The organism is Amycolatopsis sp. NPDC104587, assembly GCF_055583645.1.
This window is the reverse complement of record NZ_JBVJNO010000001.1, coordinates 726,187-746,424: the sequence shown is the minus strand read 5'-3', so window position 1 is coordinate 746,424 and position 20,238 is coordinate 726,187. Positions and strand designations below refer to the sequence as shown.

At 70.6% G+C, this 20,238-nt stretch carries 22 protein-coding genes and 1 tRNA gene; 13 read left to right on the top strand and 10 right to left on the bottom strand.

The window, feature by feature from the left end; genetic code table 11:
* Positions 1–110 precede the first annotated feature (110 nt).
* The 3 genes from ACZ61C_RS03665 to ACZ61C_RS03655 all read left to right on the top strand — a co-directional run bounded on the left by ACZ61C_RS03665 (position 111) and on the right by ACZ61C_RS03655 (position 1,547).
* Positions 111–344 (top strand): hypothetical protein, encoded by a 234-nt coding sequence (locus ACZ61C_RS03665; RefSeq protein WP_465302419.1) that lies wholly within the window; start codon positions 111–113, stop codon positions 342–344.
* A gap of 310 nt (positions 345–654) precedes the next feature.
* Positions 655–1,158, top strand: coding sequence for an isochorismatase family protein (locus ACZ61C_RS03660; protein ID WP_465302417.1), 504 nt, complete (start codon positions 655–657; stop codon positions 1,156–1,158).
* Entirely contained in the window at positions 1,155–1,547 is a 393-nt protein-coding gene (locus tag ACZ61C_RS03655; protein ID WP_465302415.1) for an NUDIX hydrolase, read from the top strand. The genes ACZ61C_RS03660 and ACZ61C_RS03655 overlap by 4 nt, the downstream gene beginning before the upstream one ends.
* Here the strand turns inward: ACZ61C_RS03655 and ACZ61C_RS03650 are convergent.
* From ACZ61C_RS03650 to ACZ61C_RS03640, 3 genes are all read right to left on the bottom strand, one after another.
* Positions 1,540–1,779 carry a hypothetical protein gene (locus ACZ61C_RS03650; protein WP_465302413.1) on the bottom strand — a complete coding sequence of 80 codons (240 nt, stop codon included), beginning with the start codon at positions 1,777–1,779 and terminating at the stop codon, positions 1,540–1,542. The two genes, ACZ61C_RS03655 and ACZ61C_RS03650, sit on opposite strands and share 8 nt — an antisense overlap.
* A complete protein-coding gene (locus tag ACZ61C_RS03645) occupies positions 1,776–2,366 on the bottom strand; it encodes a TetR family transcriptional regulator (RefSeq protein WP_465302778.1) in 591 nt (196 codons plus the stop codon). Before ACZ61C_RS03645 ends, ACZ61C_RS03650 begins: the two co-directional genes overlap by 4 nt.
* A gap of 96 nt (positions 2,367–2,462) precedes the next feature.
* Positions 2,463–3,428, bottom strand: a complete 966-nt coding sequence (locus ACZ61C_RS03640; RefSeq protein ID WP_465302411.1) for an acyl-CoA desaturase — start codon at positions 3,426–3,428, stop codon at positions 2,463–2,465.
* Positions 3,429–3,629: 201 nt separating this feature from the next.
* Between ACZ61C_RS03640 and ACZ61C_RS03635 the strand changes: the two genes are divergently transcribed.
* From ACZ61C_RS03635 to ACZ61C_RS03615, 5 genes are all read left to right on the top strand, one after another.
* Positions 3,630–3,701: transfer RNA gene (locus tag ACZ61C_RS03635), tRNA-Gln, on the top strand.
* 33 nt (positions 3,702–3,734) lie between these two features.
* A complete protein-coding gene (locus ACZ61C_RS03630) occupies positions 3,735–5,489 on the top strand; it encodes a GGDEF domain-containing protein (protein ID WP_465302409.1) in 1,755 nt (584 codons plus the stop codon).
* 106 nt (positions 5,490–5,595) lie between these two features.
* The gene (gene glmU, locus ACZ61C_RS03625; RefSeq protein ID WP_465302407.1) at positions 5,596–7,068 is read left to right on the top strand and encodes a bifunctional UDP-N-acetylglucosamine diphosphorylase/glucosamine-1-phosphate N-acetyltransferase GlmU; all 1,473 of its coding nucleotides are present in this window, start codon (positions 5,596–5,598) and stop codon (positions 7,066–7,068) included.
* Positions 7,065–8,045 (top strand): ribose-phosphate diphosphokinase, encoded by a 981-nt coding sequence (locus ACZ61C_RS03620; RefSeq protein ID WP_465302405.1) that lies wholly within the window; start codon positions 7,065–7,067, stop codon positions 8,043–8,045. The genes glmU and ACZ61C_RS03620 overlap by 4 nt, the downstream gene beginning before the upstream one ends.
* Before the next feature lie 63 nt (positions 8,046–8,108).
* A complete protein-coding gene (locus ACZ61C_RS03615) occupies positions 8,109–8,969 on the top strand; it encodes a TIGR03621 family F420-dependent LLM class oxidoreductase (RefSeq protein ID WP_465302403.1) in 861 nt (286 codons plus the stop codon).
* Here the strand turns inward: ACZ61C_RS03615 and ACZ61C_RS03610 are convergent.
* Positions 8,963–9,604, bottom strand: coding sequence for an NAD(P)-dependent oxidoreductase (locus tag ACZ61C_RS03610; protein WP_465302401.1), 642 nt, complete (start codon positions 9,602–9,604; stop codon positions 8,963–8,965). The genes ACZ61C_RS03615 and ACZ61C_RS03610 overlap by 7 nt on opposite strands.
* Positions 9,605–9,705: 101 nt before the next feature.
* A complete protein-coding gene (locus ACZ61C_RS03605; RefSeq protein ID WP_465302776.1) occupies positions 9,706–10,800 on the bottom strand; it encodes a hypothetical protein in 1,095 nt (364 codons plus the stop codon).
* A 347-nt stretch (positions 10,801–11,147) separates the two neighbouring features.
* Here ACZ61C_RS03605 and ACZ61C_RS03600 point away from each other — a divergent pair, with 347 nt between their 5' ends.
* The 4 genes from ACZ61C_RS03600 (at position 11,148) to ACZ61C_RS03585 (ending at position 13,220) form a co-directional block, all read left to right on the top strand.
* A complete protein-coding gene (locus ACZ61C_RS03600; RefSeq protein WP_465302399.1) occupies positions 11,148–11,756 on the top strand; it encodes a 50S ribosomal protein L25/general stress protein Ctc in 609 nt (202 codons plus the stop codon).
* A gap of 9 nt (positions 11,757–11,765) precedes the next feature.
* Positions 11,766–12,359, top strand: a complete 594-nt coding sequence (gene pth, locus ACZ61C_RS03595; RefSeq protein ID WP_465302397.1) for an aminoacyl-tRNA hydrolase — start codon at positions 11,766–11,768, stop codon at positions 12,357–12,359.
* Between the two features lie 21 nt (positions 12,360–12,380).
* Positions 12,381–12,695: a DivIVA domain-containing protein gene (locus ACZ61C_RS03590; protein WP_465302395.1), complete on the top strand. Its 315-nt coding sequence runs from the start codon at positions 12,381–12,383 to the stop codon at positions 12,693–12,695.
* A 168-nt stretch (positions 12,696–12,863) separates the two neighbouring features.
* The gene (locus tag ACZ61C_RS03585) at positions 12,864–13,220 is read left to right on the top strand and encodes a DivIVA domain-containing protein (protein WP_465302393.1); all 357 of its coding nucleotides are present in this window, start codon (positions 12,864–12,866) and stop codon (positions 13,218–13,220) included.
* Positions 13,221–13,320: 100 nt separating this feature from the next.
* Here the strand turns inward: ACZ61C_RS03585 and ACZ61C_RS03580 are convergent, their stop codons facing one another.
* The 5 genes from ACZ61C_RS03580 to ACZ61C_RS03560 are packed head-to-tail and all read right to left on the bottom strand — an operon-like array spanning position 13,321 to position 18,724.
* Positions 13,321–15,009: a fatty acyl-AMP ligase gene (locus ACZ61C_RS03580; protein WP_465302391.1), complete on the bottom strand. Its 1,689-nt coding sequence runs from the start codon at positions 15,007–15,009 to the stop codon at positions 13,321–13,323.
* Positions 15,010–15,034: 25 nt separating this feature from the next.
* Positions 15,035–16,801 (bottom strand): ABC-F family ATP-binding cassette domain-containing protein, encoded by a 1,767-nt coding sequence (locus ACZ61C_RS03575; RefSeq protein ID WP_465302389.1) that lies wholly within the window; start codon positions 16,799–16,801, stop codon positions 15,035–15,037.
* Between the two features lie 4 nt (positions 16,802–16,805).
* The gene (locus ACZ61C_RS03570) at positions 16,806–17,213 is read right to left on the bottom strand and encodes an ASCH domain-containing protein (protein ID WP_465302387.1); all 408 of its coding nucleotides are present in this window, start codon (positions 17,211–17,213) and stop codon (positions 16,806–16,808) included.
* Entirely contained in the window at positions 17,210–18,172 is a 963-nt protein-coding gene (locus tag ACZ61C_RS03565; RefSeq protein WP_465302385.1) for a 4-(cytidine 5'-diphospho)-2-C-methyl-D-erythritol kinase, read from the bottom strand. Before ACZ61C_RS03565 ends, ACZ61C_RS03570 begins: the two co-directional genes overlap by 4 nt.
* Before the next feature lie 9 nt (positions 18,173–18,181).
* Positions 18,182–18,724, bottom strand: coding sequence for a TetR/AcrR family transcriptional regulator (locus ACZ61C_RS03560; protein WP_465302383.1), 543 nt, complete (start codon positions 18,722–18,724; stop codon positions 18,182–18,184).
* A 105-nt stretch (positions 18,725–18,829) separates the two neighbouring features.
* On the opposite strand from ACZ61C_RS03560, the gene ACZ61C_RS03555 reads away from it, so the two are divergent.
* Positions 18,830–20,227, top strand: a complete 1,398-nt coding sequence (locus ACZ61C_RS03555; protein WP_465302381.1) for an MFS transporter — start codon at positions 18,830–18,832, stop codon at positions 20,225–20,227.
* The last annotated feature ends 11 nt before the right edge of the window (positions 20,228–20,238 follow it).

Below are 20,238 nucleotides of genomic sequence, written 5' to 3'. Positions count from 1 at the left end.
GTCGAGCAACGCCCGGTCGGCGATGCTCGGACCAGTTCGGACCATGCGCCACTTTAGAACCCCGCGAAGTCCTCCCGAAAAAACTCGGCCCGGTCTGGCTGACTGTCCCCATGAAGTCCACCTCGGATCGCGACCCCCGCCGGTCGCTCGCCGGGCGCCTGGTCGCGCCCGGCACGGTCGCCGTGCTGGCCGGTGACCGGCTGCTGCTCCTCTTGGCCGGCTGTGTCGTCGTGGTGGTGGTCTTCACCTTCTCCGCCGTCGCGCTGGCGTCGGTGTTCGCGCCGAAGCGATCGATGCGGCGCTCGGCCGCGCGCACCCTCGGCCGGCTGCTGACCCGGGTATGAAAAAGCCACGCCGAGCCGGTGTCACGGACACTGTCGCCCGGCCACCGGATCGCGGAACATGGTCGGTACCAGGAGTTTTCGCCCGCCACCGACGAGTGTTGGACGCGGTCCGAAGATAGCGTTCCCGCGGCAGCACCGCGCCGGTCCCCGAGCGCCACCGCCGACCTGGCGGTCGGGGACCGGCATTCCAAACCGTGCCTGGTTGCCGAGGTGGGCCCCGCCGCTGACGTGCACCGCCGGACCGGCGTCGTGCCCGGCGGCGGGGCCTCGCCAGAAACCGGGGATCGCGGGGTGCGCCTAGGATCGGGGCATGACCAAGATCGACCCGGCCACCTCGGCGCTCGTGCTCGTCGACCTGCAGGAGCGGATCGTGGCGCTGCCGACCACGCCGTACAGCGGCGAAGAAGTCGTCGCGAACGCGCTGCGGCTGCGGGCCGCCTTCCGCGCGGCCGGGGCGCCGGTCGTGGTCGTGCAGGTGTCGCGGCCGGACAACCCGCCGGGCAACGAGCTGGTGTTCGACGCCCAGGACGACAAGATCGTCACCAAGTACACGATCGGCGGCTTCGCGAACACCGACCTGGACGAGTACCTGCGCGGAAAGGGAGTCCGGACCGTCTACTTCGGCGGCATCGCGACGGAGTTCGGCGTCGAGTCCACGCTGCGCGCGGCGTCCGACCACGGCTACGACACGGTCGCGGTGTCGGACGCCATGACCGCGCTCGCCGAGATCTCCCACGAAAACGCGATCACCAAGATCTTCCCCCGCCTCGGCACGGTCGTGACGACCGAAGAAGCGCTGGCGGGCTTGGCGTGATCGACAAGATCGCCTGGCTGCATGTCGTGGACGGCCGCGTCCTCGCCACGCGCTCTCGCGGCAAGGACCTGTTCTACCTGCCGGGCGGCAAGCGCGAGCCGGGCGAGACGGACGTCGAGACGCTGGTCCGCGAGATCCGCGAGGAGGTCGGCGTCGAGATCAAGCCGGAGTCGATCACCCCGGCGGGTGTCTTCGAAGGCCAGGCGCACGGCCGCGCGGAAGGCACGGTCGTGCGAACGACGTGCTATTCGGCGGAGTACGAGGGAACACCGCGGGCCTGCAGCGAGATCGAGGAGATCGACTGGCTCGGGTACGCCGACCGGCCGCGGGTTTCGCTGGTGGCGCTGCTGATCTTCGACCACCTGCACACCGTCGGCGGGCTCAGGTAGCCAGGAACTCCGCCAGGTCCGCGCTGAGGCGCCGCAGCTCTTCGCCCGCGTCCACGCCAGCTCCACTCCCGCTCGCCCGGCCGCGGAAGTCCCGCTCAAGACCGGTGGCGAACGCGCCGAGGCCGTCACCCCGGTCGGTCTCCACGCTGACCGACGCCGACAAACCGGCGCACTCGGCCCGCGCCAGGAAATACACCACCGTGTCCCCCGGCCCGGAAACCGCGACCGTCACCCGAGCAGCTTCGGCTTGTCTTCCAGGTGGGACAGCCCGTTCCACGCCAGGTTCACCAGGTGCGCCGCCACTTCGTCACGCTTCGGCTTGCGCGCGTCCAGCCACCACTGGCCGGTCAGCGCGACCATCCCCACCAACGCCTGTGCGTACAGCGCCGCCAGTTTCTCGTCGTACCCTCGGGCCGCGAACTGCTGGGCCAGGATGTGCTCCACCTGGCTCGCGATGTCGTTCAGCACCGTCGAAAACGTCCCCGTCGAGCTCGCCACCGGTGAGTCGCGGACGAGAATCCGGAAGCCGTCGTGGGAATCCTCGACGTAGGAAAGCAAAGCGATCGCGGCCTGTTCCAGCATCACGCGCGGGTGGCCGCCGTGCAGGGTGGAAACCATGCGGTCGAGCAGCAGCTGGGTTTCGCGGTCGACGACCACCGCGTAGATGCCCTCTTTGCCGCCGAAGTGTTCGTACACCACGGGTTTCGAGACGTTGGCGCGGTGCGCGATCTCCTCGATCGACGTGCCGTCGAACCCCTTTTCCGCGAACAGCGCACGCGCCACGTTCAGCAGCTGCTGACGGCGCTCGCTGCCCGTCATCCGGACACGGGTCACCGGGGCGGCCGGACGTGCCCCGGTGACCTGCTGCTCACGCTTCGAACGTCGTCTCCCCGCCACTCTCGGCAGCCTACGGGACTAGTGCTTCTCCGTCGTGATACGGGCCAGCCGCTGCGGCGTCGGCCAGCGCACGTCGTGCACCCAGCCGAACTTCTCGAAGATCCAGATCAGCCGGGCGGAGATGTCGATCTGGCCGCGCTTGACGCCGTGGCGCGCGGACGTCGGGTCGGCGTGGTGCAGGTTGTGCCACGACTCGCCGAAGCTGAAGATCGCCAGCGGCCAGAAGTTGGCCGAGTTGTCGCGCGCGGTGAACGGGCGGTCGCCGATCATGTGGCAGATCGAGTTGATCGACCACGTCACGTGGTGCAGCACGCAGATGCGCACCAGGCCGGCCCAGAAGAAGGCGGTGACCCCGCCCCAGACCGACCACGAGATCAGGCCGCCGGCGATGCCCGGCAGCACCAGGCTGATCAGCGCCCACAGCCAGAACAGGTCGTCGACCTTCTTGATCGCCGGGTCCTTGACCAGGTCCGGCGCGAAGCGCTCGGCATTGGTCTGGTCACGCTCGAACAGCCAGCCCATGTGGGCGTGCCAGAAGCCCTTCGCGATGGCCCACGGCGAAGTGCCGAACGCCCACGGCGAGTGCGGGTCGCCGTCGCGGTCGGAGAAGGCGTGGTGGCGGCGGTGGTCGGCGACCCAGGTGATCACCGGGCCCTGCAGGGCGATGCTGCCGGCGATGGCCATGACCACGCGCAGCCACTGCTTGGCCTTGAACGAGCCGTGCGTGAAGTAGCGGTGGTACGACACCGTGATGCCGAGCCCGCTGATCGCGTAGAACACCACGAAGATGCCGACGTCGACCCAGCTCAGTCCCCAGCCCCAGGCGAACGGCACCGCGACCAGCAGTGCCACCAACGGCGCGATCACGCCGAAGTAGACCGAAAGCTGCACGCCGATGCCGCGCTTGCCCTCGATGACAGGTTTGGGCCCCTTGGGCGCCGGAGGCTCCCCGGTGGGCTGCGAACGGTCGAGCGTGGCCGTCATACGCTTCACTTCTTCCTGCGCGGTGCCCTGCATAGGGTCGCCTAACCTACGATGCCGTAAGTTACGGTACAGGAGGTTTCGGCGGCTGGGGAGTGCCGGAACCTCACACCGGTACTTCGGAACCGGGTGCCCGGCGGACGGGCACCTAACGCATCCCGCGCGCGGGCTACACCCGATCGTCGCTATCCTGACCAGGATCGATCCGCCGTAGTGTAATCGGCAGCACTTCAGATTTTGGTTCTGACAGTTCAGGTTCGAATCCTGGCGGCGGAGCAGCAGTAGGACCGAACCCACGACACCGGGAGGTTGGCGCTGACCGAAGAGGCGACCGACCCGGTGGCGGCCAGACGGCCCGCCCTCGCCGAAATGTCCGACGCGTGGTTGGTCGGACGTGCGCGCGAGCTGATCGCCGCGGTCCAGCGACAGGAGTACACCCAGCAGCTGCAGATCGTCGAGCTGATGGACGAGCTGCTCGACGAGACCCAGCGGCGCGGCGAGCCGACGATGGTGGCGCAGCTGCTGCGCGCGTCGGCGATCGCCCGGCTGATCACCCGCGGCCTGGCCGCGGAGGCCGAGCCCCGGCTCGACGAGATGCTCGCGCACACCCGCCGCCACGGCCTGGCCCTGCTGCGGGCCGACGCGCACGCGCTGCGCGGCCGCCGGCTGGTGATCGCCGCGCAGGAGGACCCCGCGCTCACCGAGATCGCCCGCGCGCTGGCCATCCTCGACGACTCGGCGATCCCGAACCGCCAGATCGGCATCCGCGCCTGGAACCGGATGCTGTGGTCGACGCTGAACGACTGCTGGATCGTGCTCAACCAGCTCGGCGTGTACGAGGCCGCCGAGGAGGTCATCGGCCGCGCGGCCGCCGCGATCCGCGAGAGCGCGAGCCCGCACGAGATCACGCTGCAGCTGATGAACCGCGTCAAGATGCTGCTCGGCTGGGGCCTGCGGCTGGAGCGCATCGACGAGTACGACGAAAGCGCCGAGAAGTTCCGCACGGCCGCGTCCATGGCCGTGGCCGCCGAGGGTCCGTTCACCGAGTCGTTGTTCCCGCGGAAGGCGAACGTCCCGGCCGTCGACCAGGTCGGGGTGCTCGCCGCGGCGCAGGCGCTGCACGGCCCGAGCGCCGACCAGATCGACCGGCTCCGGCAGCTGCACGAGGGCACCGGCTACCCGGGTGAACGCGAGATCGTCGCGATCGCGCTGGCCCGGTGCCTGGACAAGGCCGGCCGCCGCGGCGAGGCCCTCGACGTGCTGCGGTCGGCCCGGGAGTCGCTCGGTGACGACACCTCGCAGCCGTCGATGCGGCTGAACATCGCGCGTGAGCTGGCTCGGCTCGACACGAGCCCGGACTACGCGTCCGGGGCCAGCGAGTCGCTGATCGACTACGCGCGGCGGCTCGAGACCGAGATGTGGAGCCTCCGCGAGTCGCAGATCGCCACGCTGAACGCCCGCCGCGAGCACGAGCGGCTGTCGGCCGAGCACGGCGCGATCACCCAGCAGGCCCTGCAGGACCCGCTCACCGGCCTGCCCAACCGGCGCGCGCTGGACGAGAAACTGCGCCAGCTCGCGTCGTCGGCGGACGCGCAGCCACTGGCGGTCGCGCTGGTCGACCTCGACGGCTTCAAGGGTGTCAACGACAAGCAGTCGCACGCCGAAGGTGACAACGTGCTGCGTGTTGTCGCGAGCACGCTTCGTGACGCATTGCGCGGTGACGACCTCGTGGCGCGCTACGGCGGGGACGAGTTCATCGTCCTGCTGCCGGGCACCCCGGCGTCCGCGGCGAAGATGGCGCTCGGCCGCGCGGTGAAGTCCGTCGCGGGCCTGCCGCACCACCTTTCGCACGGCGTCACGCTGTCGATCGGGCTTGTCTCCCTCCGGCCGCAGGAGCGGGGCGAGCAGGTCCTCGCCCGCGCGGACGCGGCCATGTACCAGGCGAAACGCGGGGGTGGCAACCAGGTGGCGTCGGCCAACTCGATGGCCGCCGACCCGCAGGCCGCGTGGGCCGGTGAAGGCCTACCCACCGACCCGACGTGGGAGCCCGAAGAGCCCAGTTAGGATCGGTCCCCGACCAAAGCGCACTTTCACGTGAAAGTGATCTGGAGGGCGCCTCCGGATCACTTTCACGTGAAAGTGCCGGCAAGAGCCATCGTTGGGAGCGCCGTTGACCGGCCCGCTGAGCACGTTGATCCTCGCCGCGGGTGAGGGCACCCGCATGCGATCCGCGACCCCGAAGGTGTTGCACCCGATCGCCGGGCGGCCCCTCGTCGAGCACGCCGTCCGGGCCGCCGCCGGTCTGGACCCCGAGCACCTCGTGGTCGTGACCGGTCACGGCCGCGAAGCCGTCGGAGCGCACCTGGCGCGGGTCGGGGAAGCCCTCGGCCGCGCGGTCGGCACCGCCGTGCAGGCCGAACAGAAGGGCACCGGCCACGCCGTGTCCTGCGCGCTCGCCACCCTGCCCGCCGACCTCACCGGCACCGTGATCGTCAGCTACGGCGACGTCCCGCTGCTCGACACCGCGACGCTGGGCGCCCTCCTCGACGAGCACACCGAGGCGAAGAACGCCGTCACCGTGCTGACCGCGGTCGTCGAGAACCCGACGGGCTACGGCCGCATCACGCGTGACGCGGCGGGCAAGGTCACCGGGATCGTCGAGCACAAGGACGCCACCCCGGAGCAGGCGGAGATCACCGAGATCAACTCCGGCGTCTACGCCTTCGACGCCGCTGTGCTGCGCGACGGCCTGTCGCGCCTGTCGACCGACAACGCGCAGGGCGAGCTCTACCTCACCGACGTCCTCGGCATCGCGAACGGCGACGGCCTGCACGTCGGCGCGCTGGTCGTCGACGACCCGTGGCTGACCGAGGGGGTCAACGACCGCGTCCAGCTCTCGGTGCTCGGCGCCGAGCTGAACCGCCGGATCGTGCAGCGCTGGCAGCGCGAGGGCGTCACGGTCGTCGACCCCGCGTCGACCTGGATCGACGCCGGCGTAACGCTGTCGCGCGACGTCGTCATCAACCCCGGGGTGCAGCTCAAGGGCGCCACGTCGGTCGGCGAGGGCACGACGGTCGGGCCGGACAGCACCCTGACGAACATGACCATCGGCGCGGGCGCCTCCGTGGTGCGGGTGCACGGCTCGGACTCGGAGCTGGGCGACGGCGTCAACGTCGGCCCGTTCACCTACCTGCGTCCCGGCACGAAGCTGGGCGAGAAGGGCAAGCTCGGCGCGTTCGTCGAGACGAAGGCCGCCGACATCGGCGCCGGCACGAAGGTGCCGCACCTGACCTACGTCGGCGACGCCACGATCGGCGAGCACAGCAACATCGGCTGCTCCAGCGTGTTCGTGAACTACGACGGCGTGCACAAGCACCGGACCGTTATCGGGTCGTATGTCCGGTTGGGCGCGGACAACACGTTCGTCGCCCCGGTGCAGGTCGGTGACGGCGCTTACAGTGGGGCGGGTGCCGTGATCCGCGAGGACGTCCCCCCGGGCACACTCGCGGTGTCGGCGCCGCCCCAGCGCAACATCGAAGGCTGGGCGATCCGGCGCCGGCCGGGTACGCCCGCGGCGGAGGCGGCTCAGGCCGCCCTCGACGCCGAGTCAGCAGCAGGAACCGACGGGGAGTCGCCAGCATGAGTCCGAAGTCAGGTACGCCGAAGAAGAACTTGATGCTCTTCTCCGGACGGGCGCACCGGGAGCTCGCGGAAGAGGTCGCCGAGCACCTCAACGTGACGATCACCCCCCAGACGGCGCACACCTTCGCCAACGGTGAGCTGTTCGTCCGGTTCGAGGAGTCCGTCCGCGGCACCGACGCCTTTGTCATCCAGGCACACACCACGCCCATCAACGAGTACGTGATGGAGCAGCTGATCATGGTGGACGCGCTCAAGCGGGCGAGCGCGAAGCGGATCACCGTGGTGATGCCGTTCTACCCGTACGCGCGCCAGGACAAGAAGCACAAGGGCCGCGAGCCGATCTCGGCGCGGCTGATCGCGGACCTGTTCAAGACCGCGGGCGCCGACCGGATCATGACGGTCGACCTGCACACCGCGCAGATCCAGGGCTTCTTCGACGGCCCGGTCGACCACCTGATGGCGCAGTCCGTGCTGGCCGACCACATCAAGAAGACCTACGGCAACGCCGACATCACGGTCGTCTCGCCGGACTCGGGCCGCGTGCGGCTGGCCGAGAAGTGGGCGCAGCAGCTGGGTGACCGGCCGATCGCGTTCATCCACAAGACGCGCGACCCGGACAAGCCGAACCAGGCCGTGGCGAACCGCGTGGTCGGCAAGGTCGAGGGCAAGCTCTGCGTCCTGATCGACGACATGATCGACACCGGCGGCACGATCGTGAAGGCCACCGAGGCCCTGATCGACGAGGGCGCGGCGGACGTGGTCATCGCGACGACCCACGGCATCCTGTCCGACCCGGCCACTTCGCGGCTCTCGGCCTGCAAGGCGCGCGAGGTCATCGTGACGAACTCGCTGCCGATCCCGGAGGAGAAGCGGTTCCCGGGCCTGACGGTCCTGTCGATCGCCCCGATGCTGGCGGAAGCCATCCAGCAGGTCTTCGAGGACGGCTCGGTCACGTCCCTCTTCGACGGCAACGCCTGAGAACCCTTCCGCCGGGCGCGAACTTCGCGCCCGGCGGGGGTTTCCGGCGTTACCGTCGCCGACATGAGCCAGTTCAAGTTCGGCGTCAGTCTCCGGGGCATCGGCGGCCGGGACGCGTGGATCGCCAAGTGCCGCCGGGCCGAAGAGCTCGGCTACGACGTCATCACCATCCCGGACCACCTGGGCGCCGGGTCGCCGGCGCCGTTCCCGGCGCTGGCCATGGCCGCCGCCGTCACCGAACGGCCGCGGCTCGGCACTCTCGTCTCCAACGTGCCCTTCTACAACCTCGCCCTCTTCGCCCGCGAAGCCTCCTCGACGGCCGCGCTGCTCGACGGGCGCCTGGACCTGGGCCTCGGCGCCGGGCACATGAAGGCCGAGTTCGACAACGCCGGGCTGCCGTGGCAGAACGCCGCCGGCCGCATCGGCTACCTCGAAGAAAGCCTCGCCTACCTGCGGAAACACTTCGACGACGAGGGCATCCCCATGCCCCGGCTGCTCCTCGCGGGCAACAGCGACGGCGTCCTCGACCTGGCCGCCGAGCACGCCGACGTCGTCGGCTTCGCGGGCCTGAGGCAGCAGCCCGGCAAGCCACCCGGCACCTTCAAGCTCGACGTCGACATGGACGAGCGCGTCGCGTACTTCCGCGCCAAAGCGCACCGAGACGTCGAGTACAACATGCTGGTCCAGCACGTCGAGGTCACCGACGACCGGCGAACGGCCGCCGAGGCGTGGCACGAGAAAACCCAGCGAAGTGCCGTCGAAACCGCCGAAGATCTCCTCGACGCGCCCCAGCTCCTGCTGGGCACGGTCGAGGAGATCGCCGGACAGCTGGAAACCCGGCGCGAGCGCTACGGCTTCGAATACATCACCGTCTTCGAGCCGTTCCTCGAGACCTTCGCGCCTGTCCTGAAAGAGCTTCAGTAAGCGACGGTGAACCGTGCGCGGCGGTGCTTCGGCTGCTCGATCTCGTCGACGTACGCGGTCGCGAAGTCGTCACCGCCGATGTGCGACTTGCCGTTCTCGTCGGTCAGCAGGATGTCGCCGCCGACGCGGAACCCGCCGCGCCGCTCGCCCGGGATCCAGGCGCCGAACTCGGCGGCCGGGCTGACGTAGAACCAGTCGAGGCCCTCGGGCTGCGAGCGCAGCAGGCCGAGTACCTCGGCGTGGTTGCCGGCCTCTTCCTTGTACTCGTCCGGGAATTCCGGGGTGTCGAACAGCCGCGGGCCGCCCTCGGCGACCAGCAGGCTCGCCGCGCCGCCGACGAACGACAGCCGGACGTCGTTCTCGCGCGCGATCCGCGCCAGCGACGGCACGGCGTCGATCAGCTTCTCGCCGTCGAGCGCGCGGGCCGGCGTGGCGACGACGATGACTTCCGCGTCCTTGACGACTCGCGAGACGAACTCCTCGTCGTGCAACGAACCCTGCACCGCTTCAACACCTTCGGGCACCGTGCCGGTGGTGCGCGCGACGCCGACCACCTCGTGCCCGCGCCGCAGCGCCTCGGCGCCGATCCTGCCCCCGGCGTACCCGGTCCCCCCGAAAACCACCAGCTTGGCCATGTCTGTTTCTCCCGTTCGAATTCGGCTGTCTCCAGCCGATGCTAAGAACGGAAGATCACCTACTTCAACGGAAGCAACGCACCCCCGGGTAGGTGTCCAGCTCAGCCGCCCAGGCCCGCGAACTCCGCCGCGACCTTCTGCTTCACCGCGTTGACGTCGAGGGCCGCGCGGACCTCCGCCGTCGCGTTCGGCTTGGACAGCACCTGGTAGCTGGCCGTGCGGTTGGGCAGCTTGAACTTGACCGTGCAGGACATCTTGATCGTCGCGTACGGCTCGGCGTCGGCCGCCGAGGTGCAGGTCTGCGCGCCGAGCGAGTCGGCGCTCACCTCGACCGAGAGGGTGATGTGGACCACGCTCTTCTCGCCCGAGGCCGGGGTGCCGACCACGCTGGTCGAGACGTCGACCGTCGTCGTGCACGAGCCGACGAAGTCCTTGCAGTCGAGGGTGTCGTTCGTGACCACCGCGCTGGCCTGCACCAGGCCCTCGAACGGCTGGCCCAGCCCGCCGACCGTGTTGTCCAGGTCGGTGTGGAACGTCTTGAGCGCGTCACCGGTGACCGGGTCGACCCGGAACTCCGCGCCGTACTTCGGCCCGGCCTGCGGGTCGAGCAGCACCGGGGCGAAGCTGACCACGCGGTTCGGCTTGGCCGTCGTGACCCGCAGGACGCTCGGCACGGCGCCGAGCTGGTAGACCTCGGTGCCGTCGGGGAGCTTCGCCTTCACCGGCTCGCTGAACCGGTCGAGCCCGGCCAGCGCCTTGCGCAGCCCGTCGGCGAGGGCCTTGGGCGCGAACCGGGCCGCCGGGTCGAAGGGCAGTTCGGAGCCGAGCGAACGCACCCAGCTCGTGCCGAACTGCGTGCCCTCGTCGATGGCGTGGGCCTTCCAGTAGTCGGCGTCGGCCTGCAGGTAGAACTGACCGGCCGCGGCCGTCACGTGCACCACGCGGCCTTCGAGCGGCAGCCCGCCGACGGCGCTGCCGCCGCGGGTGACCCGGAACTGCTGGTCGGCGCCCTTGGTCGTCGACTTCAGCGAGAGCGCCGGCGCCTGGGCGAGCGCGGTCAGGGCGGCGTCGACGGCGGCGCGCTGCTCCGCGCGGCGATCGGCCGTCTGCTGCCCGGCCGCGGAGACGCCGGCGGTGCCGGGGACCGCCACCTGGCAGCCGGCCAGCAGCCCGCCCAGCAGCAGCACCGCCGCCACCCTGCTCTGTCGAGCCCGCATCTTCCCCGCCCCCTGCTCTGCCGCCACCCGAGCACACCTCGGCCGGCGAAGTCCCGCCACCGGATTTGTGTCGTCACAAACCGGGGTCCAGGAGGGTTCTAGCGTGGCGTGGGCACCCGCCGCAACCCACCGTGATGAGGTTGGTTTACACTCTTGAGGTTGTCTCGGCGAGGCGGGGCCCTTCTGGGGTGCCCGGCGTGATCGACGCGGCGGCTCGAGTAGCCCCCGTCGTCGTGCACGCCCGGAAACTCGCCGCCGAAACTTCTGAAAACACCGGCTTCCCCCCGCCGCAGCATGCTGTCTTTGATTTGAAGGAGTGCCACACCGTGTCCGAGGTACGTCTGTCCGTCGAGCCGCGCACCGAGTTCGGCAAGGGCGCCGCGCGCCGCACGCGTCGCGCCGGCAAGATCCCCGCCGTCCTGTACGGCCACGGCTCGGACCCGCGGCACTTCGCGCTGCCGGCCATCGAGTTCGCCCGCGTCGTCCGTGAGAACGGCTCCAACGCCGTCATCACCCTCGCCCTCGAGGGCTCCGACGAGCTCGCGCTGACGAAGACGATCGTCGTGCACCCGCTCAAGAACTACATCGAGCACGTCGACCTGCTGGTCGTGAAGCGCGGCGAGAAGATCGTCGTCGACGTCCCGCTGGTCGTCTCGGGCAACCCCGGCCCCGGCGGACTGGTCAACCAGGCGATCGACACCCTGCAGGTCGAGGTCGAGGCGCTGCACATCCCGGAGCAGTTCGAGCTCTCGATCGAGGGCGCCGAGATCGGCACCCAGTTCCTGGCCAGCCAGGTCGAGCTGCCGAAGGGCGCCACCCTGGTCACCGACCCCGAGTCGCTGGTCGCCGCCGTCAACGAGCCGCAGCGTGAAGAGGCCGACGAGGACGAGGCCACTGCCGAGGCGGGCGAAGAGTCGGCCGAAGCCGCCGAATAGCATTTCCGCATGACCGAAGACCTGCCCGGGGCCGGCGAGCTGATTGTGCTCGCCGGCCTTGGCAATCCCGGGCCCCAGTACGCCGGAAACCGGCACAACGTCGGGTTCATGGTGCTGGACGAGCTCGCCGCCCGCATCGGCGGCAAGTTCAAGACGCACAAGAGCGGCGGCGAAGTCCTCGAGGGGCGGCTGGGTGGCCGCCGCGTCGTGCTGGTGAAGCCGCGGTCGTACATGAACCTCTCCGGCGGCCCGGTGGTCGGCGCGGCCCGGTTCTACAAGGTGCCGCCGACCGGCGTGGTCGTGGTCCACGACGAGCTGGACGTCGACTTCGGCGCGCTGAAGCTGAAGTTCGGCGGCGGCGACAACGGCCACAACGGACTGCGTTCGATCACGAAGTCGCTCGGCACGCGTGACTACTACCGCGTCCGGTTCGGCATCGGCCGCCCGCCCGGCCGGCAGGACCCGGCGGACTTCGTGTTGAAGGACTTCTCGACGGTCGAGCGCAAGGAGCTCCCGTTCGAGGTGGACCGCTGCGCGGACGCGACCGAAGCGCTGGTCGGCACCGGTCTCGCGGCCGCGCAAAACGCCTTCCATGCAGGCTGACAACGGTGGTTAGGTAAGGCCATGACCCCTGACGAAGTCCGGGCGATCGCGTTCGGCAAACCCCGCTTCGGCCGGCGCGGCTACAACGAGGACGAGGTCGACGCCTTCCTCGACCTGATCGCCGAGGCGCTGGCGGGGCGCAACATCCTGACCGCCGACGACATCCACTACGTCGAGTTCACGATCATGGCGGTCGGGATGCGCAGCTACGACCAGTCCCAGGTCGACCTGTTCCTCGACGAGGCCGAGGCCGCGCTCGTGGCGCTGCGGAACCCGCAGCCGGTGGCCGAGGAGCGGCGGCCCCAGGGGCCGCGGAAGTGGTTCGGCCGGTCCTGACGGTGTGAGTCCGCCCACACAGCGCTGCGTAGTCCCGGCTCACTCACAGGCGGACGGCAGGCGCCCGTCGGGGTGAGCTTCGAGGTCGGCCCCTTCCGGGAAGCCCGTCCCCGGGCTAGGACGGTGTACGGCAGTTTCGTACCGCCCAACCCCGGAATCGGAGACTCCATGTCGTTCACCGCCGAAGACCTCGCCGAGGTCACCTTCGGTAACGCCCCGATCGGCCGCCGTGGCTACGCGAAGCACGAGGTCGACGAGTTCGTCCGGCGGATCGCCAAGACGATCACCGAGGAGGACGACCTGACCGCCGCCGAAGTGCACCACGTGATGTTCGCGAAGCCGTTGATCGGCAAGCGCGGTTACGACGAGCGCGAGGTCGACGAGTTCCTCGACCGGGTGGAGGACCAGCTCGCCGCCCGCACGGGCCACGCCCCGGACCTCCCGGGCGCCCGCTCGCCTTCGGAGGCGACGGCCGAGCGCGCGGCCCCGCCGACGATCCGCGCCGAACGCCTGCAGCAGCGCTAAACCCGAGCACCCCAATGTGGCCTTGGTTGCGTTCAACGCACCCAAGGGGCCCTTCGGTGCGTTGAACGCACCGAAGGCCACATTGGGGCGCTCGGGTCGGTCAGGAGTCGGCGTTCTTCTTGATCTTGTCCGCGAACTGCTGCGCCGTCGCCGCGCGCTTGACCTTGCCGGACGGCGTCTTCGGCAGGCTCCCCGCCGGCAGCACCACCACCGCGTACGGCCGCATGTCGACGGCGTCGCGGACCCGGGCCGAGACCTGCTTCGTCAGGTTCTTCTCGGCCTCGGCGTCGCCCGCCAGCTTCGACTCGACAACGACCGCGAAGCGCTCGCGACGGCTTCCCGCGTCCAGCCGCACCGCCACGGCGTTGCCCGCGCGCACGCCCTCGACCGACGTCGCCGCGCGCTCGATGTCCGTCGGGTACAGGTTGCGGCCGCCCATGATGATGACGTCCTTGCGGCGGCCGCAGATGACGATCTGGCCGTCGACCAGGTACCCGAGGTCACCGGTGTTCAGCCAGCCGTCGGCGTCCTGCGTGGCGACCGGGCCGTCCATGGTCAGGTAGCCGGGTGTCACGGCCTCTCCGCGCAGCCGGATCTCGCCGACCTCCCGCTCGCCGAGCCGCGCACCCGCGTCGTCGACGATCTCGGCTTCGAGGCCGTCCAGCGGGCGGCCGAGCACGGCGAACGACCGGACGTTTTCGGTGCCGCGCCGCGGATCGCCTTCGGGGACCGGGACCGCGCGGTTGCCGGCCTCCAGCGCTTCGGCCTCGACGACGTCCAGGGTGAGCCCGGTGAACAGCGGCGCGAACGACACCGCGAGTGTCGCCTCGGCCATGCCGTAGGCCGGGAACACGCATTCCGCGGGCATCTTGAACCGCGCGCCGGCGTCCACAAAGGTCTGGACGGCGGTCTCGTCGACGGGCTCGGCGCCGTTCAGCGCGATCCGCAGCTTCGAGAGGTCGTAGGCGTTGTCGTCGTCGACGCGCGCCATCCGGCGCCCGACGATGGCGTACGCGAAGTTCGGCGCCGCCGTGGTCGTCCCGTGGTACTTCGTGATCAGCTCGGGCCAGATCAGCGGCCCGGACAGGAACTCGACCGGCGTGATCTTGACGAGCTCGACGCCGAAGGTCATCGGCACCGTCAGGAAGCCGACCATCCCCATGTCGTGGAACGTCGGCAGCCAGGACACCATCACGTCGGTGTCGAAGTCGAACTCCGCGCGGTCGACCATGGCCTTGACGTTGGAGTACAGGTTCCCGTAGGTGATCCGCACGGCCTTCGGGTCGGCGGTCGAGCCGCTGGTCAGCTGCAGCAGCGCGGTCTCGTCCTCGTCGGTGGTGACGACGTCGGCGAGCGGCTCGGCGTCGGCCAGCTCGTTGATGAGCCGGAAGCCGATGCCCTTCTCGGCGAGCACCGGGGCGAGCTGGTCGAACGGCTCGCCCAGCAGGACCAGGTCCGAGCCGATCATGCCGAGCACCCGCACGGTGTCCTCGGCCCACTCGGCGAGGTCGGTCCGCGGAGTCGGCTGGTGCAGCATGGTGACACTGCCCCCGGCCAGCCAGACGGCCTGCACGGTCGGCGCGATCAGCACCGGCGCGGCGGCCAGCACCGCAACGGCCCCGCCCCGCTCGAACCCGCCGGCGACCAGGCCGCCGGCGATCCGCCGGGCCTGTTCGTGCACCTCGGCCCAGGTCCGCCGGACCGGCTCCTTCGGCTCCCCGGTGACCATGCCCCGCTGCTGACCTCGCGCCGTCGCGGTGGCGACGAGCGTGTCCACGAACCTGCTCATGGGGCAGACATTACTGGCAGCCGTGTCACTCCAGCAGTTCGGACGTCTCCAGCCAGCGGCCTTCGACGTCCTCGATCTCGCCCTGGACGCCCTTCAGCTCCGCGTTGAGCTCCATCAGCTTCGCCGGGTCCGTCGCGGCCTCCAGCAGCGACGCGTGGAGCTTCTGCTCCTTGCTGTGCAGCTGGTCGAGCTTGCGCTCAAGCCGGCCCAGGTCCTTCTGGGCCGCGCGCAGGTCCGCCGCCGACTTCTTCGCCTCGGCCTTCGCCGCCGTCGGGGCGGTCGCGGCCGCCGGTTCCTTGGCGACCGCCCGGCGGTTCAGGTACTCCTCGATGCCGCCCGGGAGGTGGGTGATGCGGCCGTCGCCGAAGAGGGCGACGATCGTGTCGCAGACGCGTTCGACCAGGTAGCGGTCGTGCGAAACCACGACCATCGTGCCCGGCCAGCCGTCGAGGAGGTCCTCCAGCTGCTGCAGGGTGTCGATGTCCAGGTCGTTCGTCGGCTCGTCGAGCAGCAGGACGTTCGGCTCGGCCATCAGCAGCCGGCACAGCTGCAGCCGCCTGCGCTCGCCGCCGGACAGGTCGCCGACCGGGGTCCACTGGCGCGCCTGCGGGAAACCGAGCTTCTCCCCCAGCTGTGACGCCGTCATCTCCTGCTTGCCGAACACCACGCGCCCGGCCACCTGCTCGATCGCCTGCAGCACACGCAGGTCGCCGGGCAGGTCGTCGAGCTCCTGGCGCAGGTGCGCGAGCGCGACGGTCTTGCCCTCGATCCGGCGCCCGGTCGAGCCCTGGACGTCGCCGCCGAGCAGCTTGAGCAGCGACGTCTTGCCCGAGCCGTTGACGCCGACCAGGCCGATCCGGTCACCCGGCCCGACCCGCCAGGTGACGTGGTCGAGCAGCGTCCGGTCGCCGACCGTGTACGTCGTGTCTTCCAGCTCCAGCACGGTTTTGCCCAGGCGCCGCTTCGCGAACGCCATCAGCTCGACGGAGTCGCGCGGCGGCGGCACGTCGGCGATCAGCGCCTCGGCCGCGTCGATGCGGTAGCGCGGCTTGGACGAGCGCGCCTGCGGGCCGCGGCGCAGCCACGCCAGCTCCTTGCGCGCCAGGTTCTGCCGCTTCTCCTCGGCCGTCGCGGCCAGCCGCGCCCGCTCGGCGCGCGCGAAGATCCAGTCGGCGTAACCACCTTCGTAACTCTCGACGCGGCCGTTGGCGACCTCCCAGGTCACACTCGCGACGGTGTCGAGGAACCACCGGTCGTGGGTGACGACCACGACCGCGATCCGCCGGGTCAGCAAGTGGTCGGCGAGCCACTGGACACCTTCGACGTCCAGGTGGTTGGTCGGCTCGTCGAGCACGACGAGGTCGAGCTCCCCGGTCAGCGCGGCGGCCAGCGAGACCCGCCGCCGCTCACCGCCGGAGAGGTTGGCGGTGGGCGTGTCGAGCCCGATCGCGGTGATGCCCAGTCCGTCCACAATGGATCGGACCCGCGCGTCGGCGGCCCATTCGTGCTCGGCGCCGTAGCGTTCGAGCACCACCTCGCCGACGGTGCTGCCATCCGGGAGCTCGGTCCGCTGCGTGACGACGGCCATCCGCAGGCCGCCGACATGGCTCACCCGCCCGGAATCCGGCTCGGCGAGTCCGGAAAGGACTTCCAGGAGCGTGGTCTTGCCACCACCGTTGAGGCCGACAACACCGATGCGCTGCCCGGCCGCGACGCCCAATGAGACGCCGTCCAGCAGCGGCTTCACCCCGTAGGACTTGCTCACCGCCTCCAGGTTGACCAGGTTGGCCATCCGCTCAGCCGTTCCTTTCCACGATGACGAACCGCGTCGCCACGACCTGGGTCGTGTCGTCCACGGTGAATTCCGGATCTCCCAGCGCGGCGCGCAGTTCGGCGCTCTGCCAGTAGTCCGTGTGGTCGGCGCGCCACTCGGCGACGCTCGTGAAGCCCTCGCCCTCGTCGAGCGCGTGCCGCAAGTCCACTTCGGACAGCGGAAGCACGCGCACCTCGGTGGTTTCGAGTACCGCGACGCCCACACCCGCCGAGTCGATCATCAGCTCACGTTCGCCGACGACAGGCAGCTCTTCGCCGTACTTCTCGTATTCGGCGACCAGGCCGGTCGTCGACGTCTTCTCCCCGCGCAAGATCGCCGCGACCAGCTTGTCCCGCAGCGGCCCCGGAAACGCGAACTCCGCCTTCTTCATGCGTGCACCCGCGGCGGCGTCGGCCGCGGCGCGTCGTCGCCGCCGACCACCCGGGCTCCCGGGACCGGGCCGTGTGCCACCCGGACCGTGCGGCACACTCCCGCGCCCGACAGCTCGGCCGCCACCTCCACCGCCGAATGCGCGTCTTCGCAGAGGAACGCGCACGTCGGGCCCGAGCCGGACACCGTGCCCGCCAACGCACCCGCGTTGACGCCCGCCCGGAGCGTGCGGCGCAGGCCGGGGCGCAGCGAAACCGCCGCCGCCTGGAGGTCATTGCCCAGCAGCAAGGCCAGCTGGCGCGGGTCGCCCGAGGCCAGCGCCTCGACGACCGGCGTGTGGGAGCCGATGCGCGGTGGGTTGCCGTCCGCGCGCAGGCGGTCCAGCTCGCCGAACACCTTCGGCGTCGAGAGCCCTTCGGAGTCGAAAGCCAGCACCCAGTGGAAGGTGTGTCGCGACAGCACCGGCACCAGGTGCTCACCGCGCCCGGTGCCGAGCGCGGTGCCGCCGTAGAGCGCGAACGGGACATCACTGCCCAGGCCGGCGGCGATCTCCGCCAGCTCGTCACGCGTCACTTCGAGGTTCCAGAGCGAGGCCAGCCCGACCAGCGTCGCCGCCGCGTCGGCGCTGCCGCCCGCCATGCCGCCCGCGACCGGGATGCCCTTGCGCAGCACCACGCGGACCTTCGGCTCCTCGGTGCGGCCGGCGTGCGCCGCCAGCGCCTCGACCGCCCGCCAGGCCAGGTTGGTGCCGTCGGTGGGCACCGTGCCCTCACCCTCGCCGTAGATCTCCAGGCCGGGATCGTCGGCGACCGCGACGGTCACCTCGTCGGTCAGCGAAAGCGCCTGGAACACGGTGACCAGCTCGTGGTAACCGTCGTCGCGCAGGTCGTCGACCGAAAGGTGCAGGTTGACCTTGGCCGGGACCCGGACGGTGACTGGGGGCGGAACTACGGCGAGCACGCGACCAGCCTACGTCCCCGCACCGGTCGCGCTCCGGCCAGGAGAAAGGACGTCCAGCGCGACGGCGAGCGCGACGTCCGGCGGGGTGCTCGGCTCGGCCTCGACGCTGTTGAGCTGGACGGCGACCAGGGCGAGCCGCGCCCGCAGGCCGGCCTCGGGGTCGCCGGACCCGCCGCTCAGCCGCCTGTGCAGCTCGAGCATGCGCTCGGCCAGCCCGGCGCCCGCCGCGATGGCCTTCAACGCCGTCGTGTTGCGCTGCACCAGGCCCATCACCGGGCCGAAACGATCTTCGACCAGCGCGGCGTACGCGGTGAGCAGCTCGGCCGGCCGGGTTTCGCGCGCCAGGAGCTCGTCGAGCGCGGCGCCCCAGTCCTCGAGGAGGCTCGAGACGATGTCTTCCTTCGTGCGGAAGTGGTAGTACAGCGCGGCTTTCGTGACTTCGAGCCGCTCGGCGATCTCCCGCAGCGAACTGCCTTCGTACCCCTGCTCGGCGAACAGCTCGAGCGCGACGCGCTGGATGCGCTCGCGGGTGTCGGTGCGCCGCCCGGCCATGCCTCACCCCTCAACTTACTTGACGGCCGACTAGTAATGGCTTAGCTTAGGCATTGCTTGTCGGCCGACAAGCAATGTATCCACAGCTTACCTCGGGGGTCCGTCATGACCACAACCGCACCACCACGCACAGCGAGCCGGTGGCTCGCCCTCGGCGCACTGGGCCTGGCCCAGCTCATGGTCGTGCTCGACACGACCGTCGTGAACATCGCCCTGCCGTCGGCGCAACGCGCACTGGGCATGTCCGACACCGGCCGCCAGTGGACGATTTCGGCGTACACGCTGGCCTTCGGCGGCCTGCTGCTGCTCGGTGGCCGGCTCGCCGACCGGATCGGCCGCCGCACCACGCTGATGGTCGGGGTCGCCGGGTTCGCCGTCGCGTCCGCGATCGGCGGCGCGGCGCCGTCGCCGGCCTGGCTGATCGGCGCGCGGGCCGCGCAGGGCGTGTTCGCGGCGCTGCTCGCGCCGTCGACGATGTCCCTGCTGACGCTGACCTTCACCGAACCGCGTGAACGCGCGAGGGCGTTCGGGATCTTCAGCGCCATCATGATGTCGGGCTCCGCGCTCGGGCTCACCGTCGGCGGCGCGCTGACGGAGTTCCTCGACTGGCGCTGGAGCCTCTACGTCAACGTGCCGATCGCCGTGCTGGCCGGGCTGGGCGCCTGGTTCGCCGTGCCCGCGGCCGCCGCGCACCGGGAGACCAAGCTGGACTGGACCAGTGCGCTGCTCAGCTGCGGCGGGGTCGTGCTGCTCGTGCACGCACTGTCCGAAGTGGCCACTGAGGGCTGGAACTCGTTGGTGGTACTGGGTTCCCTGACGGCGTCCATAGTGCTGCTCGGACTGTTCGTGCGCCGGCAGGCCCGGCACCCGCACCCGCTGCTGCCGCTCACGGTGGTGCGCGCCCGCGCCCGCGCCGTCGCGTACCTGACGATCGGGGCGGCGTCGTTCGGCGCGTTCGGGATGTTCCTGTTCCTGACCTACCAGCTGCAGGTCGTGATGGGGTACGGCGCGCTGGCCGCGGCGCTGGCGTTCCTGCCGACGCTCGGCGCGAACATGCTGACGTCCACGCAGGTGTCGAGCCGGCTGCTGGCCCGCGTCGGCCCGCGGCCGCTGCTGGCGGGCGGGCTGTTCGTGCTCGGCTGCGGGCTCCTGCTCGCCACGCGGCTGACGCCGGACGCCTCGTACGTCAAGGTGATCCTGCCGATGCAGCTGCTGCTGGGGGTCGGCGCCGGGCTGAGCATGCCGGTGGTGCTGAACGTCGCGACCCGCGGGGTCGGCGCGCGTGACGCGGGCGCGGCGTCGGCGTTCGTGACGACGTCACAGCAGGTGGGAGCCTCGCTCGGGACGGCGGCGCTGAACACGATCGCCACCGCGGCGGCGGCCGGGCTGACCACGCCGGCGGCGATCGTCCACGGTTACACGACGGCCGCGGCCTGGGCGGCGGGCCTCATCGGCGCCGCGGCGCTCACCGCGCTGCTGGTCCTGCCGCGCGGCACCCGCTGACCCCGGAGCGC

Coding starts and splice junctions, on each gene's coding strand:
- ACZ61C_RS03665 (WP_465302419.1), top strand. CDS start 111: ATGAAGTCCACCTCGGATCGCGACCCCCGCCGGTCGCTCGCCGGGCGC.
- ACZ61C_RS03660 (WP_465302417.1), top strand. CDS start 655: ATGACCAAGATCGACCCGGCCACCTCGGCGCTCGTGCTCGTCGACCTG.
- ACZ61C_RS03645 (WP_465302778.1), bottom strand. CDS start 2,366: ATGACGGGCAGCGAGCGCCGTCAGCAGCTGCTGAACGTGGCGCGTGCG.
- ACZ61C_RS03640 (WP_465302411.1), bottom strand. CDS start 3,428: ATGACGGCCACGCTCGACCGTTCGCAGCCCACCGGGGAGCCTCCGGCG.
- ACZ61C_RS03620 (WP_465302405.1), top strand. CDS start 7,065: ATGAGTCCGAAGTCAGGTACGCCGAAGAAGAACTTGATGCTCTTCTCC.
- ACZ61C_RS03615 (WP_465302403.1), top strand. CDS start 8,109: ATGAGCCAGTTCAAGTTCGGCGTCAGTCTCCGGGGCATCGGCGGCCGG.
- ACZ61C_RS03610 (WP_465302401.1), bottom strand. CDS start 9,604: ATGGCCAAGCTGGTGGTTTTCGGGGGGACCGGGTACGCCGGGGGCAGG.
- pth (WP_465302397.1), top strand. CDS start 11,766: ATGACCGAAGACCTGCCCGGGGCCGGCGAGCTGATTGTGCTCGCCGGC.
- ACZ61C_RS03590 (WP_465302395.1), top strand. CDS start 12,381: ATGACCCCTGACGAAGTCCGGGCGATCGCGTTCGGCAAACCCCGCTTC.
- ACZ61C_RS03585 (WP_465302393.1), top strand. CDS start 12,864: ATGTCGTTCACCGCCGAAGACCTCGCCGAGGTCACCTTCGGTAACGCC.
- ACZ61C_RS03580 (WP_465302391.1), bottom strand. CDS start 15,009: ATGAGCAGGTTCGTGGACACGCTCGTCGCCACCGCGACGGCGCGAGGT.
- ACZ61C_RS03575 (WP_465302389.1), bottom strand. CDS start 16,801: ATGGCCAACCTGGTCAACCTGGAGGCGGTGAGCAAGTCCTACGGGGTG.
- ACZ61C_RS03570 (WP_465302387.1), bottom strand. CDS start 17,213: ATGAAGAAGGCGGAGTTCGCGTTTCCGGGGCCGCTGCGGGACAAGCTG.
- ACZ61C_RS03560 (WP_465302383.1), bottom strand. CDS start 18,724: ATGGCCGGGCGGCGCACCGACACCCGCGAGCGCATCCAGCGCGTCGCG.
- ACZ61C_RS03555 (WP_465302381.1), top strand. CDS start 18,830: ATGACCACAACCGCACCACCACGCACAGCGAGCCGGTGGCTCGCCCTC.